General features: G+C 68.8%; 16 protein-coding genes. 10 read left to right on the forward strand and 6 right to left on the reverse strand.

Annotated elements, in window-relative coordinates:
* Window positions 1–632: 632 nt before the first annotated feature.
* Window positions 633–1,007 (reverse strand): GntR family transcriptional regulator, encoded by a 375-nt coding sequence (locus QSK34_RS17305; protein WP_285585327.1) that lies wholly within the window; start codon window positions 1,005–1,007, stop codon window positions 633–635.
* Between the two features lie 138 nt (window positions 1,008–1,145).
* Between QSK34_RS17305 and QSK34_RS17310 the strand changes: the two genes are divergently transcribed.
* The 7 genes from QSK34_RS17310 (at window position 1,146) to QSK34_RS17340 (ending at window position 6,846) form a co-directional block, all read left to right on the forward strand.
* On the forward strand, window positions 1,146–1,475 hold the full coding sequence (locus QSK34_RS17310) for an SCO3933 family regulatory protein (protein WP_061296214.1): 330 nt from the start codon (window positions 1,146–1,148) through the stop codon (window positions 1,473–1,475).
* Complete coding sequence (locus tag QSK34_RS37790) at window positions 1,468–2,991, forward strand: FtsK/SpoIIIE domain-containing protein (RefSeq protein ID WP_353051399.1); 1,524 nt, start codon at window positions 1,468–1,470, stop codon at window positions 2,989–2,991. Before QSK34_RS17310 ends, QSK34_RS37790 begins: the two co-directional genes overlap by 8 nt.
* Window positions 2,912–3,370 (forward strand): DUF2637 domain-containing protein, encoded by a 459-nt coding sequence (locus QSK34_RS17320; protein ID WP_353051403.1) that lies wholly within the window; start codon window positions 2,912–2,914, stop codon window positions 3,368–3,370. The genes QSK34_RS37790 and QSK34_RS17320 overlap by 80 nt, the downstream gene beginning before the upstream one ends.
* Entirely contained in the window at window positions 3,367–3,654 is a 288-nt protein-coding gene (locus QSK34_RS17325; RefSeq protein ID WP_285585330.1) for a hypothetical protein, read from the forward strand. Before QSK34_RS17320 ends, QSK34_RS17325 begins: the two co-directional genes overlap by 4 nt.
* A gap of 314 nt (window positions 3,655–3,968) precedes the next feature.
* Entirely contained in the window at window positions 3,969–5,300 is a 1,332-nt protein-coding gene (locus QSK34_RS17330) for a replication initiator (protein ID WP_285585331.1), read from the forward strand.
* A 115-nt stretch (window positions 5,301–5,415) separates the two neighbouring features.
* Window positions 5,416–5,583, forward strand: a complete 168-nt coding sequence (locus tag QSK34_RS17335; protein ID WP_083974182.1) for a helix-turn-helix domain-containing protein — start codon at window positions 5,416–5,418, stop codon at window positions 5,581–5,583.
* A gap of 3 nt (window positions 5,584–5,586) precedes the next feature.
* On the forward strand, window positions 5,587–6,846 hold the full coding sequence (locus QSK34_RS17340; protein ID WP_285585332.1) for a tyrosine-type recombinase/integrase: 1,260 nt from the start codon (window positions 5,587–5,589) through the stop codon (window positions 6,844–6,846).
* 76 nt (window positions 6,847–6,922) lie between these two features.
* Here the strand turns inward: QSK34_RS17340 and QSK34_RS17345 are convergent, their stop codons facing one another.
* The gene (locus tag QSK34_RS17345) at window positions 6,923–8,086 is read right to left on the reverse strand and encodes an acyl-CoA dehydrogenase family protein (protein ID WP_285585334.1); all 1,164 of its coding nucleotides are present in this window, start codon (window positions 8,084–8,086) and stop codon (window positions 6,923–6,925) included.
* Between the two features lie 107 nt (window positions 8,087–8,193).
* Between QSK34_RS17345 and QSK34_RS17350 the strand changes: the two genes are divergently transcribed.
* Entirely contained in the window at window positions 8,194–9,504 is a 1,311-nt protein-coding gene (locus QSK34_RS17350; protein WP_285585335.1) for a UDP-glucose dehydrogenase family protein, read from the forward strand.
* A 54-nt stretch (window positions 9,505–9,558) separates the two neighbouring features.
* Complete coding sequence (locus QSK34_RS17355) at window positions 9,559–9,840, forward strand: hypothetical protein (RefSeq protein ID WP_285585336.1); 282 nt, start codon at window positions 9,559–9,561, stop codon at window positions 9,838–9,840.
* Between the two features lie 18 nt (window positions 9,841–9,858).
* Here QSK34_RS17355 and purE read toward each other — a convergent pair whose 3' ends face one another.
* The 3 genes from purE to QSK34_RS17370 are packed head-to-tail and all read right to left on the reverse strand — an operon-like array spanning window position 9,859 to window position 12,431.
* Window positions 9,859–10,338, reverse strand: coding sequence for a 5-(carboxyamino)imidazole ribonucleotide mutase (gene purE / locus QSK34_RS17360; protein ID WP_353051404.1), 480 nt, complete (start codon window positions 10,336–10,338; stop codon window positions 9,859–9,861).
* Window positions 10,339–10,363: 25 nt separating this feature from the next.
* Window positions 10,364–11,434: a 5-(carboxyamino)imidazole ribonucleotide synthase gene (locus tag QSK34_RS17365; protein WP_285585843.1), complete on the reverse strand. Its 1,071-nt coding sequence runs from the start codon at window positions 11,432–11,434 to the stop codon at window positions 10,364–10,366.
* A gap of 49 nt (window positions 11,435–11,483) precedes the next feature.
* Window positions 11,484–12,431: a DUF8094 domain-containing protein gene (locus QSK34_RS17370; protein ID WP_285585338.1), complete on the reverse strand. Its 948-nt coding sequence runs from the start codon at window positions 12,429–12,431 to the stop codon at window positions 11,484–11,486.
* A 218-nt stretch (window positions 12,432–12,649) separates the two neighbouring features.
* Here QSK34_RS17370 and QSK34_RS17375 point away from each other — a divergent pair, with 218 nt between their 5' ends.
* Window positions 12,650–13,132, forward strand: coding sequence for a GtrA family protein (locus QSK34_RS17375; RefSeq protein ID WP_285585339.1), 483 nt, complete (start codon window positions 12,650–12,652; stop codon window positions 13,130–13,132).
* On the opposite strand, the gene QSK34_RS17380 is transcribed toward QSK34_RS17375, so the two are convergent.
* Window positions 13,105–14,376 carry a sensor histidine kinase gene (locus tag QSK34_RS17380; protein ID WP_062342924.1) on the reverse strand — a complete coding sequence of 424 codons (1,272 nt, stop codon included), beginning with the start codon at window positions 14,374–14,376 and terminating at the stop codon, window positions 13,105–13,107. The two genes, QSK34_RS17375 and QSK34_RS17380, sit on opposite strands and share 28 nt — an antisense overlap.
* Window positions 14,377–14,379 lie beyond the last annotated feature (3 nt).

Genomic DNA, 14,379 nt, shown 5'->3' on the forward strand with positions numbered 1-14,379 from the left:
GGACCAAGGTCTGTTCGATGACCGACGCGGTCTGGGCGTCGATGGCAGGGTCCGTGGAGCGGGGAAGAATGGAGATCGGGCTCTGGTGCCGTTCACCAGGGAGTGGGCGCCGGAATCCCAGCACTGATTCGGTTGCCTGGTACATGAGGCAGTAGGCCCGGCGATATGCGGGGCTGGGATATACGGCACCGCTCTCATGCGACCACAGTGTCTGGAAGTTCGCGGCTAAGGTGCCGAGTTCGTTCCTTTCAGCGACTTCGCGGAGTTTTTCCCCAGCCGCTTCGAGGCTGAGGCCGTGGGCCTCACGGTGTTCGCGTAGCCGCGCAGGGGTCCAGCCTGGCCGATTTGCCTTCATTGCATCCTTATGGGTCACGAGGAGGGTCGCGCCTGGTGTCGCGCACCTAGTGACGTGCACCTAGAACGAGTGAAGACCCTGTGTAATCGGTGCGCAACTATCAGTGAAAGAGTTTAGCTAAACGCGCGTGATACCCGAATGCGGTCGGCGCTGATGAACTTCCTGTGCGCCACCGAGATGCCGGCTCGACAGTTGAGGGCACAGGAAATGGACGACATTGAGGCCATTCAGGAAATACAGGCAATACGGTCAGATCTCGACAGGCTTCTCTGCCAGATCAGTCGGATCGTGTCCGCTCTGACAACACGATCTTCTCAAGATCCGCAACCCGCCGCCCGAGGTCCTGGACCGCCTCACGCATCATGACGAGCTGCCGCAGAAGCTCGGACTCCCCATCCGAAGACACCTCGGACGACGCGGCCGGCAGTTGCTCCCGGACGAACACGCCCTTGCCCTGCTGCCCGATGATCAGCTTCTCCGTGCGAAGTACGGAGATGGCCGACTTCACGACGCTCGCCGAAACGTCGTAACGGGCGCCGAGCTCCGCCGTCGAAGGCAGCGCGGCACCGGGCGCCAGCTTGCCTGACTGGATCTGGCTCCGGAGGTCGTCGGCGATCTGGAGATAGCCCGGACGCCCGGTCTTCTCGACCATGGCCTGCCCTTCATGAGGTGATCCCCTCAGTCCAGCACAGCACGACCGGCCTGCCAACCAGGCCGCCAAAGAATCCCTTGACAACTTAGAATGCCAAGCGTTCTATGTGTTCTAAGAAACTCTCAGAGGAGGAAGCACATGCGCACCATCCCGATCCCGGTCGACCCGACCCGCCTCACGCTCACCTGCGTGAAGAACCCCAAGCCCCGCCTTCTGAACCGCGAGACCGGCGAGATCAAGCTCGACAAGACCGGCCAGGTCGTCTACGAGGTGACCGTCTCGGTGGAAGACGACGCCGGGCGGCTTGAGCTGATGAAGATCGGCATCAGCGGTGAACCGCCCGTGGTTGCCGGCCAGCAGATCAACCCAGTCGGGCTGGTCGGCTACCTGTGGGACTTCGATGGCCGGTGGGGGATCTCCTACCGCGCCGCCGCGCTCCTCCCCGTCGGGGAGGACGTGCGTGTCTGAGGAATTGCACGTCGCGCTCATCGCCCTGGCCGCTTCGGCGGCCGGGCTTTGGGCCTGGCGTCACTTCTACGCCGCCTCGTTCTGGCTCGTGATCGGCTACCTGCTGACCTCGATCCGAGTACGGCTTACCTGGCGGAAGATCGCCCTGGGCTGCGGCCTGACCAAGAGGCGCCAACGTCCCCGGTTCCTGCGGGTGCCGCGCCTGGTGCTGGAGACGGGCACGGTTCAGGTGAACCGCCGCTGGCGTCGGGTGGGCTTGGATGCCAAGCCGTGGATGTGGTGGCCGATGCCCACCCGGCACGGCTGGCGGGTCACCATCCGCACGCTCGAAGGGCAGATCCCGCAGGACTACAGCAAGGTCGCCGAACGGCTGGCGCACTCCTGGCGCGTGCACGGCGTCCGGGTCAGCTCACCCCGTCCGGGCCGGGTCGTCCTGTCGGTCACGATCCGCGATCCCCTAGTGAACGTCGCCGCACCGGTGGATCCCGCCGAGCTGCTCCAGGTCACGGTCGGACGTCTGGAGACCGGCCGTCCCTGGGTCATCGACTTCAAGACGGTGCCGCACTGGATGGTGGCCGGGGCGACCCAGTCCGGGAAGTCGAACCTTGCCAACGCCCTCATCGTCGGGCTGGCTCCGCAACCGGTCGCGCTCGTGGGCTTCGATCTCAAGGGCGGCGTCGAGTTCGCCCCGTACAGCCCGCGGTTGTCCGCGCTGGCCACGTCCCGGCCAGAGTGCCTCAGCCTGCTCACCGAGGTCGGCACTCTGATGCAGCGGCGGATGGACGCGTGCCGCGCGGCCGGGGCGCGCAACATCTGGCAGTTACACCCCGACCTGCAGCCGCTCCCGGTCGTCATCCTGATCGACGAGCTGGCCGAGCTCTACCTCATGGCCGACAAGAGCGAGAAGGAGGAGGTAGCGGCGATCTCTACCGCGCTCCTGCGCGTGGCTCAGCTCGGCCGGGCGTTCGGCATCTATCTCGTGTGCTGTGGCCAACGCATCGGTTCCGACCTCGGCACGGGCGTCACCGCCCTTCGCGCCCAGTGTTCGGGACGGGTCTGCCACCGCGTCAACGACCCCGAGACGGCCGTCATGGCGTTGGGCGACCTCGACCCGGCCGCGCTCGACTCGGCCCGCATGATTCCTGCCGCCAGCCCTGGCGTCGCCATCGCCGCGCACGAGGACGGCCAGTGGTACCGGTCCCGCTCCTCACTCGTCGCCAACGAGACCGCGGAAGAAGCGACCCAGCGGTGGGCGCACATGGCCCCGAGCTGGGGTGCCGTCCTAGCCGGCGCGCGCATCCCGGACCTGATGGCTCGCTCTCGGAAGGAGGAAATCGGTGTCCCGCGTCGCTCGCTGGCTGCTCGACTCCGGGCCGGTCGTCGTCCTCGCGCTCATAGCGGGCGCCGGGTCGTTCAGTCACATCCGCCGAACGGCCCTGGAGAACGGCCAGACCGGCTGGATGGCGTGGGCCATCGCGATCTGCATCGACCTGACGTGCGTCATGGCCGCCCGTGAACGCCAACGGGACAAGCGCACCGGCCGGACCGCGACCGGCCGGGTGTCCTGGCCTGTCGTGGTCATGACCGGCGGGATCACCCTGTCACTGGCCGCCAACCTGCACCAGGCCTACCCGACTGTCTGGGGCTGGCTCACCGCCGCGACACCGGCCGTCGCCTTTCTCATCGCGGTCTCCATGCTCGAACGCCGCGCCTCCGGCACGGCCGCACCCGCTCCTGGCCCTTCTACCGCGCTCGTCGCCTACGCACAGCGCCTGGCCGACGACCACCGCGCCAAGCACGGCGAGGCCATCAGCCCCACGACGCTCCAAGCCCGGCTGGGTGTCTCCGCTCAGCTCGCGACCGACCTGTTCCGCACGCTGAAGGGAACCAGATGATCAACGACCAGCGCACCGAGATGATCGCCGGCCTGCGCGCCCTGGCCGACTTCATGGAGGCCCGCCCCGCCATACCGGTGCTGGCCGACCTCACGGTCTACACCTTCGCGACTCGGGCGGCCGACGAGGTCATGAAGGCCGAGATCGACGACTACGCCGCGCAGTTCGAAGCGCCCATCACCTTCGAGCGGGGCCACTACGCCACCAGCCGGACCTTCGGTCCCGTCGAGTGGAGGGCGGTGGCGATCTGCAGCACCGCCGCGGCGTACCGGACTCAGTCCTAGACCATGCCCATCAAGATCTGCCATGCGCCGGAGACCCGGCGGCGACCCTACCGGGTGTACCTGAAGCTCATCCCTCGGGACCACAAGAACAAGCCGTGACCGGCTGTCTCTGCTACGCCTGCAACGGGACCGGCGTCAACGGGGACGGCGAGAGCTGTCCCCACTGCCACGGCACCGGACTCGACCTCAGCGCGTAAGCGCAACGCCCCCCGCCTGGCCACACATCCGCCAAGACACGCGCCAGGCCGGGGGCGATCCACACCAGGAACACTGGAGAGGACGGCCCCATCTTGCCTCAGAACACCAACGCGCACGTGATAGCCGGGATTATCGCCCGGCTGGAGGACCCTGGCTTCGACCGCTGGGCCTCCCAGATCCGCGGCACCGGCGGCTGCCGCCAGCCCATCCGGCTTCGCGGCCACGTCGAGCACATCGACCAGGCCACCGGCGGCGTCCTGCACCGCTACACCACGCGTACCGAACCCGGCGGCGTGCTGAACGTCCCCTGCAAGACCCGCCGCGCCACCCGCTGCCCCGCCTGCGCGGAGATCTACCGCGCCGACACCTACCAGCTGGTGCGCGCCGGCCTGGTGGGCGGCAAGGGCGTCCCGGCCTCGGTCGTCGACCATCCGAGCCTGCTCGTCACGCTCACCGCGCCGTCCTTCGGCGTCGTCCACAACCGGGGCGCCAGGAAGGCGAAGGTGCCGCGCTGCCGCGTCCGGCGAGCGGCGCCGCCCTGCTCTCACGGGGTCAAGATGACGTGCCCGACCAAGCACGCCGTCAACGATCCGCGGCTCGGCCAGCCCTTCTGCTTCGACTGCTACGCCTACACCGAAGCCGTGCTGTTCAACGCGCTGGCCCCCGAGCTCTGGCGCCGGTTCACCGAAGCGCTGCGCCGTCGCGTCGCCAAGCTGTCGGGCCTCTCGAACAAGGAGCTGCGCCAGGTCCTCACGATCTCCTTCGCCAAAGTCGCCGAGTATCAGCACCGGGGCGTAGTGCACTTCCACGCCGTCGTCCGCCCCGATGGACCGGACGGACCCGCCTCGCCGCCTCCGGCTTGGGCCACAGTCGCGCTGCTCACGGACGCCATCCACCACGCGGCCGGTGTCGTCTCGGTGACCATCCCCGCCATCGACGATTTGCCCGAGCGAACCCTGACCTGGGGCAAGCAGCTCGACATCCGCCCCATCACGCTGGCCGGCGACCTCACCGATCAGGCCGTGGCGAGCTACATCGCCAAGTACGCCACCAAATCGGCCGAGAGCACCGGCACCCTAGACCGGCGCATCCAGCCGCTGGAGAACCTCGCCGCCCTGCCCATCTCCGAGCACGCCCGCCGCCACATCGCCGAGTGCTTCCGCCTGGCCGCCCTCGACGACCTGGCCGACCTGAAGCTCGCCCGCTGGGCCCACATGCTTGGATTCCGCGGCCACTTCTCCACCAAGAGCCGCCGTTACTCCACCACCCTCGGCAAGCTGCGAGCCGCCCGCGAGGAACACCGGCGCGGCGAGGCCATCACCACCGGCCGGCTCCCGTTCTTCCCGGAAGACACCGTCGCCGTCATCGGCGACTGGTCATATGCCGGGAAGGGTCTCAGCCTGGCCGAGCAGGCCCTCACCCGCGCCATCGTCGGCGGTGCCATTTGAGCCACCACGACGAGCTCCTCGCGGCGCCGCAGACCCTTACCGTGCTCGGCGACGTCGCGATCACCCCTTGGCGCTACGCAGGTCCAGGACTCGCCATCACATCGGGTGATCTGCGGTGAGCCGCCTCTGGACGCCTGAAGACGTCTCGGACTTTCTCGGCGTCCCCGTCGCGACCCTCTACCAGTGGCGGCACCGCCGCACAGGTCCTCCGAGCCACCGGGTCGGTCGTCACCTCCGCTATCTGCCTCAGGACGTTCTGTCCTGGGTTCGCGAACAGGAGTAGGTCGTGGCCTACGTCAAGGATCTCTGGAACAAGACCGTCCGGCACCCGGACGGACGCACCGAACGGGTCAAGACCGCACGTCACGGCGCAGGAAAGCGCTGGCTGGCCGTGTGGCTCGACCCCAACGGCAAAGAGGCCTCCCGGGCCTTCGCCAAGAAGACGGACGCTGAGAAGCATGCGTCGTCCATGGAAGCGGACGTGGGACGAGGCGACTACATCGATCCGAACGCAGGGAAGGTCCTTTTCGCCGATGTGGCCAAACGGTGGATGGACTCACGCATCGTCGACCCCGCCACCAAGATCAGATACGAGTACATCTATCGCCTTCACGTGGCCCCGACCTTCGACAAGCGACAGGTGAAGAGCATCCTTCCCTCACAGATCCAGGGATGGATCAGCGATCTGAACGAGCGCTACGGCCCTTCGACGATCGAGACCTCGTTCCTCGTCCTACAAGGCGTTCTCGAACTGGCCGTCGCGGACGAAGCGATCAAGAAGAATCCAGCGCGATCGTCGATCGTCCAGGTCCCCAGAAGGTCTGGCGGAGAGCTGACGGCCTGGGCGGATGAGAGAGTCCACGGCATCATCCACGCTCACCAGGAGTTCTTCCGCCTGGTGCCGATCATCGCCGCGTCGTGCGGCCTACGGCAGGGCGAAGTCTTCGGCCTCGCCCTGGAGGACATCGACTTCGAAGGGCGGGTGGTCCAGGTCCGGCGCCAGATCAAGAAGCTGGGTAGCGATCATGTTTACGCCTTGCCGAAGAACGACCGTGAGCGCGTCGTTCCCCTGCCGGAATGGACCGCCGAGGCGATCAGACGTCATGTGGCGGCCTACCCGCCTTTGACCTGCTCTCTGCCCTGGGAGAAGCTCAACGGCAAAGTACAGACCCACAACTTACTCGTCCAGTGGACCGACAACCGGTTCATCAGAGCGCGGGTCTACAGCGAACTGATCTGGAAACCCGCCTTGGTGGCTGCGGGTGTCATCCCCGCGCCGACGAAGGACGCCAACAGCCGGACCCGTTTTGCCACGTCACGCAAAGAGGGCCTCCACCAGCTCCGCCACTACTACGCGAGCGTGATGCTCGCCGGCGCCGTCTCCGTCAAGGAACTCGCCGAGTACCTCGGCCACGCCGACCCGGGCTTCACTCTCCGTGTCTACGCCCACCTCATGCCCGGCTCCCACGACCGGGCCCGCAAGGCGATCGACGACCGCCTGTTCCGCCCGCGTCTCATCTCTCACGGAACAGGCACGGAACAGTGATCCTTTAGGTCGCCTGAGCCGAACCACGAAACCCCGCCGCAGGAACATCCTGGGCGGGGTTTTCGCTGTTCAACGGCTATTTAAGGAGCTGCCTAGCCATCACCATCCGCTGGATCTGGTTGGTCCCCTCGTAGATCTGGGTGATCTTGGCGTCGCGCATCATGCGCTCCACCGGGTAGTCCCGCGTGTACCCATACCCCCCGAGCAACTGCACCGCGTCGGTGGTGATCTCCATCGCCGCGTCCGAGGCGGCGGTCTTGGCCGCCGAGGAGAAGAACGTCAGGTCCTTGACCGGGGTGCCGTGCATGGCCAGCTCCGACTTGGCCGCCGCCGCGTAGGTGAGCTGCCGTGCCGCCTCCAGCTTCATCGCCATGTCGGCGATCATGAACTGGACGCCCTGGAAGTCGCCGATGGCCTTGCCGAACTGCCGCCGCTCCTTGACGTAGCCGACGGCGAAGTCGAGCGCCCCCTGGGCGATGCCGAGGGCCTGCGCGGCGATGGTGATGCGGGTGTGGTCGAGGGTCGCCAGGGCGGTCTTGAAGCCGGTGCCGGGCGCGCCGATCATGCGGGAGGCGGGGATGCGCACGTTCTCCAGGATCACCTGGCGGGTCGGCGACCCCTTGATGCCGAGCTTCTTCTCCTTGGGCCCGAACGAGACGCCCTCGTCGGCCTTCTCGACCACGAACGCGGAGATGCCCCGCGCCCCGGCCGACGGGTCGGTCACCGCCATGACGGTGTAGAACTCCGAGACGCCCGCGTTGGTGATCCACGTCTTCACGCCGTCGAGCACGTAGGAGTCGCCGTCGGCCACGGCGCGGGTGCGCATCGCGGCGGCGTCGGAGCCGGCCTCGGCCTCGGAGAGGGCGTAGGAGAACATCGCCTCGCCCCGGGCGACGGCGGGCAGGTAGGCCGCCTTGAGCTCCTCGGACGCCGACAGCAGCAGCGGCACCGTGCCGAGCTTGTTGACCGCGGGGATGAGCGAGGAGGACGCGCAGACCCGGGCCACCTCCTCGATGACGATCACCGCCGCGAGCGCGTCGGCCCCCGCCCCGCCGTACTCCTCGGGCACGTGGACGGCGTGGAAGTCGGCCGCGACGAGGTCTTTGTAGGAGTCTTCGGGGAACTCCTCGTTCTCGTCGGCCGCGGCGGCACGCGGGGCGATCTTCTCTTCGGCCAGGGCCCGGACCGCCTCGCGGAGCATGTCGTGCTCCTCCGCCGGCGCGTACAGAGGAAAGCTCATGTATGGATTCTAGGACGTCCAACTATCCCAGCGGGCGGTCTGCCCCCGATAGCCTCAGGTAACATCACACACCCTGATAAATGCAGGTCATCGAGGGGAGCGGCGGCGTGACACACCGACTGACGGTCCTGGGGACCGGATATCTGGGCGCGACGCATGCCGCGTGCATGGCGGAGCTCGGCTTCGAGGTGCTCGGCCTCGACGTCGACCCCGACAAGATCGCCCGGCTCCGGCGCGGCGAGTCGCCGATCTACGAACCGGGCCTGGAGGCCCTCCTCAAGAAGCACGTCGCCACCGGCCGGCTCCGGTTCACCACCTCCTACGAGGAGGTCGCGGAGTTCGGCGACGTCCACTTCGTCTGCGTCGGAACACCCCAGAAGAAGGGCGAGTACGCCGCCGACGTCTCCCACCTCGACCAGGTCGTCGACTCCCTCGCCCCGCACCTGCGGCGCGACTGCCTCGTGGTGGGCAAGTCGACCGTCCCTGTCGGCACCGCCCAGCGCCTCGCGGCCCGGCTGCGGCGGCTGGCGGGCGACCACGTCGACCTGGCCTGGAACCCCGAGTTCCTCCGCGAGGGCTTCGCCGTGAACGACACCCTCCACCCCGACCGGATCGTCCTCGGCGTCGCCGGCCCCAGGGCCGAGCAGATCCTCCGCGAGGTCTACGCGCCGCTCGGCGAGGTCCCGATCGTGGTCACCGACTTCCCGACCGCCGAACTGGTCAAGACGGCCGCCAACGCGTTCCTGGCCACCAAGATCTCCTTCATCAACGCCATGGCCGAGGTCTGCGAGGCCACCCAGGCCGACGTGAAACAACTTTCCAAGGCTCTCTCGTACGACGAACGCATCGGCGGCCGCTTCCTCAACCCCGGCCTGGGGTTCGGCGGCGGCTGCCTGCCCAAGGACATCCGCGCCTTCATGGCCCGCGCCGGGGAACTCGGCGCCGACCAGGCCCTGACCTTCCTGCGCGAGGTCGACGCGATCAACATGCGCCGCCGCGCCCGTATGGTCGACCTGGCCCGCGACATGGTCGGCGGCTCGTTCCGCCACCGCGTGGTCGGCGTCCTGGGCGCCGCCTTCAAGCCCAACTCCGACGACATCCGCGACTCCCCCGCCCTCGACGTGGCCGCCACGATCGGCCAGGAGGGCGGCGCCGTCACCGTCTACGACCCGGTGGCCCTCGACAACGCCCGCAAGGCCCAGCCGACCCTGAGCTACGCCGAGTCGGCCCTGTCCGCCTCCCGCGACGCCGACGTGGTCCTGCTCCTGACGGAATGGCAGGAGTTCGTCGACCTCGACCCCCACGCCCTGGGCCGCGTCGTGAACCGCCGCAACATCGTCGACGGCCGCAACGCCCTGGACGCGACGGTCTGGCGCGAGGCCGGCTGGAACTACCGCGCCCTGGGCCGCCCGCAGTAGACCATCACCAAACCGTGATAGACGAGCAATAGACCACTACTTAACATCACGGTCATGGAAAACGACCACTTCGTGACGTACACGACCCCCCGTGGGAGTGTGATCACCGTCCCGTTCCTCACCGAACAGCAGAAGAACGCCGTGATCGCCGCCCTCCATCCAGGCCCGGCAGGAGGCCTCACCTGCGTCGACAGTGAGACCTGCAACCGGTGCCAGGGAGTCGGCGGATGGCACGAGGTCGTCGAGTTCAAGACGTCATCCGGCGCCACGGTCACCACGCGTAAATGGGTGAACTGCCGCCAATGCGGCGGAACCGGAGCAACACCGAAAAAGTAAGCAGCCGACGAGGCCGCCCTACGAAGCGCCCCCCGCGGCCTTCCGGAGGGCCTCGCCCTTGGCGTAGGCGGTCTTCTTCAGGTCCGCCTGGAACTCCACCATCCGCTCCTGCAACGCAGGGTCGGACGCCGCCAGGATCCGTACCGCGAGCAGACCCGCGTTCCGGGCCCCGCCGACCGCGACCGTCGCGACCGGGACGCCGGCCGGCATCTGGACGATCGACAACAACGAGTCCATCCCGTCGAGGTACTTCAGCGGCACCGGCACGCCGATGACCGGCAGCGGGGTCACGGAGGCCAGCATGCCGGGCAGGTGGGCCGCGCCGCCCGCGCCCGCCACGATCACCTTCAGGCCCCGCGAGACGGCCGACTTGCCGTAGGCGATCATCTCCTCGGGCATGCGGTGGGCCGACACGACGTCGGCCTCGAAGGGCACGCCGAACTCGCGCAGCGCCTCGGCGGCCTGGCCCATGACGGGCCAGTCGCTGTCGCTGCCCATGACGATGCCGACGTCAGGCCGCAGGTCAGGCACTCAGGGGTCCTCTCAGGCAGGTGACCGCGTGGCGGGCCCTGGCGCGGACCTCGTCGAGGTCGTCGCCCAGGGCGGTCACGTGGCCGATCTTGCGGCCGGGACGGACGTCCTTGCCGTAGAAGTGGATCTTGATGGCGGGGTCGTTGGCCATCACGTGCTCGTAGCGGGAGTACACGTCGGGGTCGGGGCCGCCCAGCAGGTTGGCCATCACGACCACCGGCGCCGCCATCTCGGGCGAGCCCAGCGGCAGGTCGAGCACCGCACGGAGGTGCTGCTCGAACTGGGAGGTGCGGGCGCCCTCGATCGTCCAGTGACCCGAGTTGTGCGGGCGCATGGCCAGCTCGTTGACCAGCAGGCCCGTGGCGGTCTGGAACATCTCCACCGCCAGCAGGCCGGTCACGCCGAGCTCCTCGGCGATGGTCAGGGCGATGCGCTGCGCCTCGGCGGCGAGCTCGGGGTCGAGGCCGGGGGCGGGCGCGATCACCTCGACGCAGATCCCGTCCTCCTGGACGGTCTCCACCACCGGGTAGGCCACCCCCTGCCCGTGGGGCGAGCGCGCCACCAGCACGGCGAGCTCCCGCTCGAAGGGCACGATCTCCTCGGCGATGAGGTCGACCCCGTGGGAGACCACCTCGTCGACCTCGGCCTGAGTGCGCGCCACCCATACGCCCCGCCCGTCGTAGCCGCCCCTGACGGCCTTCAGCACGACGGGGGCGGTGAAGTCGGTCGAGCTCCACCGGGGGCACGGCACCCCGAGAGCGGTCAGCCGTTCGCGCATGACCCGCTTGTCCTGGGCGTGGACCAGCGCCGCGGCGCCCGGCCGGACCGGCGTCCCGAGCGACTCGATCAGCTCGGTCGGCACGTGCTCGTGGTCGAAGGTCACCACGTCGCAGCCCTTGGCGAGCGCCATGAGGTCGCCGAGGTCGCGGTGGTCGCCGAGCCGGGTGTCGACGACGACCTTGGCCGCGCTCTCGTCGCGTGATCCGGCCAGCACCCGGAGCTCGACGCCGAGGGCGATGGCGGCCTGCTGGGTCATCCGGGCCAGCTGCCCGGCGCCGACCATGCCGACGATGAAGGGGCTGTTCACGAAGGGGAAGCTTACCCAGCCCGGTTCAGCCGTTCGTCACGGAGGCCAGCCTGCGGCCCAGCCCCACCGTCGTCATCCGGCCGTCGGCGTCGACCTTCGTGGCCAGGAACAACAGCTCCTCCGCGGTCACCTTGCCGAGCCGGCCCTGACCGGCGAAGGCGCGCACGTCCCGGTCGGGGAAGGAGGGCTTGGCCAGCGAGTCACGGCCCGGTCCGGGGCTCTGGGTGGTGACCAGCCGCAGGGTGTGGAAGACGAGGGACGCGCCGCCCGGGAGGGCCAGCGCGTGCGCCGGCGCGCTGCGGACGAGGCGCACGTCGACGCCGATCTTGTCCGGGCGGTGCCTGGCCGGGGCCCGGGTGATCGAGTCGCGCAGTTCCCGCAGGGCGTCGCCCGAGGAGACCCGGATGCCGTTGACCCCCGTCGGGTCGGTCAGATAGGTCAGGCAGCGCTGGGACACCAGACTGGCGGTGACCTGCGGGTTGACGTCGCCGGCGGGCACGACCGCCTCGGTGACGGGCACCTCGGGAGCGCCGTCGGGCACCGGGATCGGCCCGAGGGCCAGCCGCCAGCCGCCCTTGCCCTGGGTGAAGACGAAGTAGGCCGGGTCGGGCTTCTTCGCCAGTGCGGCGAACCACGGCCGTCCCTTGGCGTCGCGGCTGGGCAGGTAGAACTCCGGCTCTCCGTACTCGAACCGGGCGCCCTCGTGGCCGAGCGCGGTGGCCGTGCAGGCGGCGCCGCCGAGCTCGGCGATCGGGGCGGCCAGCAGGCGGGCCACCTCATCGCAGTCGCTGTCGCCCCACGCGGTTTCGAGGACGGCCAGGTCGGCGAAGGCGGTCTCGGCGGCGGCCAGGGTGAGCGTCTCGGGTTCGCGGGAAGGGGACTCCCGGGCCGTGGTCTCGGCGGGCAGCCCGCCGCAGGCGGCCAGCAGGCCCAGCACGGTACCGGTGATCACCATCCGGCTCAGTCGGACCATGAGGATGCCCGCACCTCTCCCAAATGTGCGCGCGGGTGTGACGTCGGGCGCCAACGTAGCCCGTGGCGACCCCGATCGGGCCGCAAAGTCTGAAATTTCTTGAAATGTTCTTGGACGACCTGGGCAGAAAGGGACTCAGAGGAAGCTTTCAGCCCGCCTAACAGCCCCAACCGGTAGCCTGAGACGACCCCATCCCACCAGGAAGGACTGTGCGGCTCGTGCAGCAACTCATCCGCGGCGCCTACGCGCGATTCGCCACCCTCCTCCATGAGTTGATCAAGTTCGGCTCCGTCGGCGCCATCGCTTTCGTGATCAACTTCGGCGTCGTCAACATCCTGTGGGCCATGTGGGGCTCCGAGGGCACCCTGTCCGCCAAGGTCATCGCGACGGTCGTCGCCGCGACCTTCGCCTACTTCGGCAACCGCTACTGGACCTTCCGCCACCGTGAGCAGAGCGGCCTGGCCCGGGAGTACGTCCTCTTCTTCGTGCTCAACGGCGTCGGCCTGCTGATCGAGCTGATCTGCCTCGGCCTGAGCCGCTACACGCTCGGGCTCGACAACATCGTGGCCAACAACATCGCCACGCTGATCGGCACCGGTCTCGGCACGCTGTTCCGCTTCTGGTCGTACAAGCGGTGGGTGTTCATGGCCCCGCCGGTGGTCCAGGAGGAAGGTCAGGCGGGGCCGCTCACGACGCGGTAGCCCTTCTCGTCGTCGCCGACCTTCCGCAGGAAGATCGCGAACGTCGCCGGCCGGGGTTTGACCAGCTCCAGCCGTCCGCCGTCGGCGGCGACCAGCGACCGCGCCAGCGTGAGCCCGAGCCCGGTGCCGCTGCCGCCGGTCACACTCCGTTCGAAGATCCTGGTACGGATCTTCTCGGGCACCCCCTCGCCCTGGTCGGAGACCTCGATGACGATGGACTTCTCCGAGCTCGTCGTCGTTATCGACACGATGCCGCCCCCGTGGTGCAGGGAGTTGTCGAGCAGCGTGGCCACGACCTGGCTGAGCCCGCCCGTGGTGGCCAGCGCGTGGAGGCCCCGGCTGCCGGTGAGCTGGATCGACCGGTGGGAGCGCCGGAACGCCGGATCCCACTCGGTGATCTGCTGGACCAGCACCTCGTCGACGTCGATCGGCTCGGCCTGGGAGTGGCGCTGCCGCCGGGCCGCGTTGAGCAGCTCGTCGATGACCGCCGTCAGCCGTTCGGCCTGGACGATCGCCGCCTCCCCCTCCTCGCGCACGATGGCCGGCTGGGACGCCGCCGCGACGATCTCCTCCAGGCGCATGGTGAGCCCGGTCAGGGGCGTGCGGAGCTGGTGGGACGCGTCGGTGGCGAACTCGCGCTCGCGGCCGAGCAGCTCGGAGATGCGGATCGCGCTGCGGTCGAGCACCTCGGCGACCCGGTCGAGCTCGGGGATGCCGTAGCGGTGTTTGCTCGGACGCGCGTCGCCCGAGCCCAGCCGCTCCGCGATCTTGGCCAGATCGAGGAGCGGCAGCGTGAGTCTCCGTGACGTCACGACCGCGAGCCCGATGGCCACGACCAGGGCGGCGACCGCCAGGGCGATGGTCAGCAGCAGCCGCGCCCGGATGTCGCGGTCGATCTCCGCGGTGTCGCGGCTGAGCCGGACGACGCCGTTCTCGGAGCGCGCGTCTTCGGTCAGCGACCGGTTCACGGGAGGTTCGACGCCGACGGTGATCGGCTCTATGCCGCGGAACGCGACCTGGATGAACCGGTTGGGGTAGTTCCGCTCCAGTTGTTTGGGATCGACCGGCTGCTCCTGGCTGATGGCGTACTCAACGCTGATCAGCACGCGCGTGGCCTCCGCTCGGAGCTCCTGCGCGGCTTCGTCGTTGATGAGACGGACGACGACAACACCGAGGGGAACTCCGAGCAGCAGCACCGCGATGACCGCGACGAGCAGCATCGAGGAGAGCAGACGCCTCCGCATGCC

Origin of the sequence: Herbidospora sp. NBRC 101105 (genome assembly GCF_030269205.1) — a bacterium.
Classification (GTDB): domain Bacteria; phylum Actinomycetota; class Actinomycetes; order Streptosporangiales; family Streptosporangiaceae; genus Herbidospora; species Herbidospora solisilvae.

Bases quoted from the DNA above. Each gene is read 5' to 3' on its own strand.
- QSK34_RS17365 (WP_285585843.1), bottom strand. From the start codon at position 11,434: ATGGTCGGCGCCGGGCAGCTGGCCCGGATGACCCAGCAGGCCGCCATC.
- QSK34_RS17370 (WP_285585338.1), bottom strand. From the start codon at position 12,431: ATGGTCCGACTGAGCCGGATGGTGATCACCGGTACCGTGCTGGGCCTG.
- purE (WP_353051404.1), bottom strand. From the start codon at position 10,338: ATGGGCAGCGACAGCGACTGGCCCGTCATGGGCCAGGCCGCCGAGGCG.
- QSK34_RS17310 (WP_061296214.1), top strand. From the start codon at position 1,146: ATGCGCACCATCCCGATCCCGGTCGACCCGACCCGCCTCACGCTCACC.
- QSK34_RS17355 (WP_285585336.1), top strand. From the start codon at position 9,559: ATGGAAAACGACCACTTCGTGACGTACACGACCCCCCGTGGGAGTGTG.
- QSK34_RS17325 (WP_285585330.1), top strand. From the start codon at position 3,367: ATGATCAACGACCAGCGCACCGAGATGATCGCCGGCCTGCGCGCCCTG.
- QSK34_RS17345 (WP_285585334.1), bottom strand. From the start codon at position 8,086: ATGAGCTTTCCTCTGTACGCGCCGGCGGAGGAGCACGACATGCTCCGC.
- QSK34_RS17305 (WP_285585327.1), bottom strand. From the start codon at position 1,007: ATGGTCGAGAAGACCGGGCGTCCGGGCTATCTCCAGATCGCCGACGAC.
- QSK34_RS17380 (WP_062342924.1), bottom strand. From the start codon at position 14,376: ATGCGGAGGCGTCTGCTCTCCTCGATGCTGCTCGTCGCGGTCATCGCG.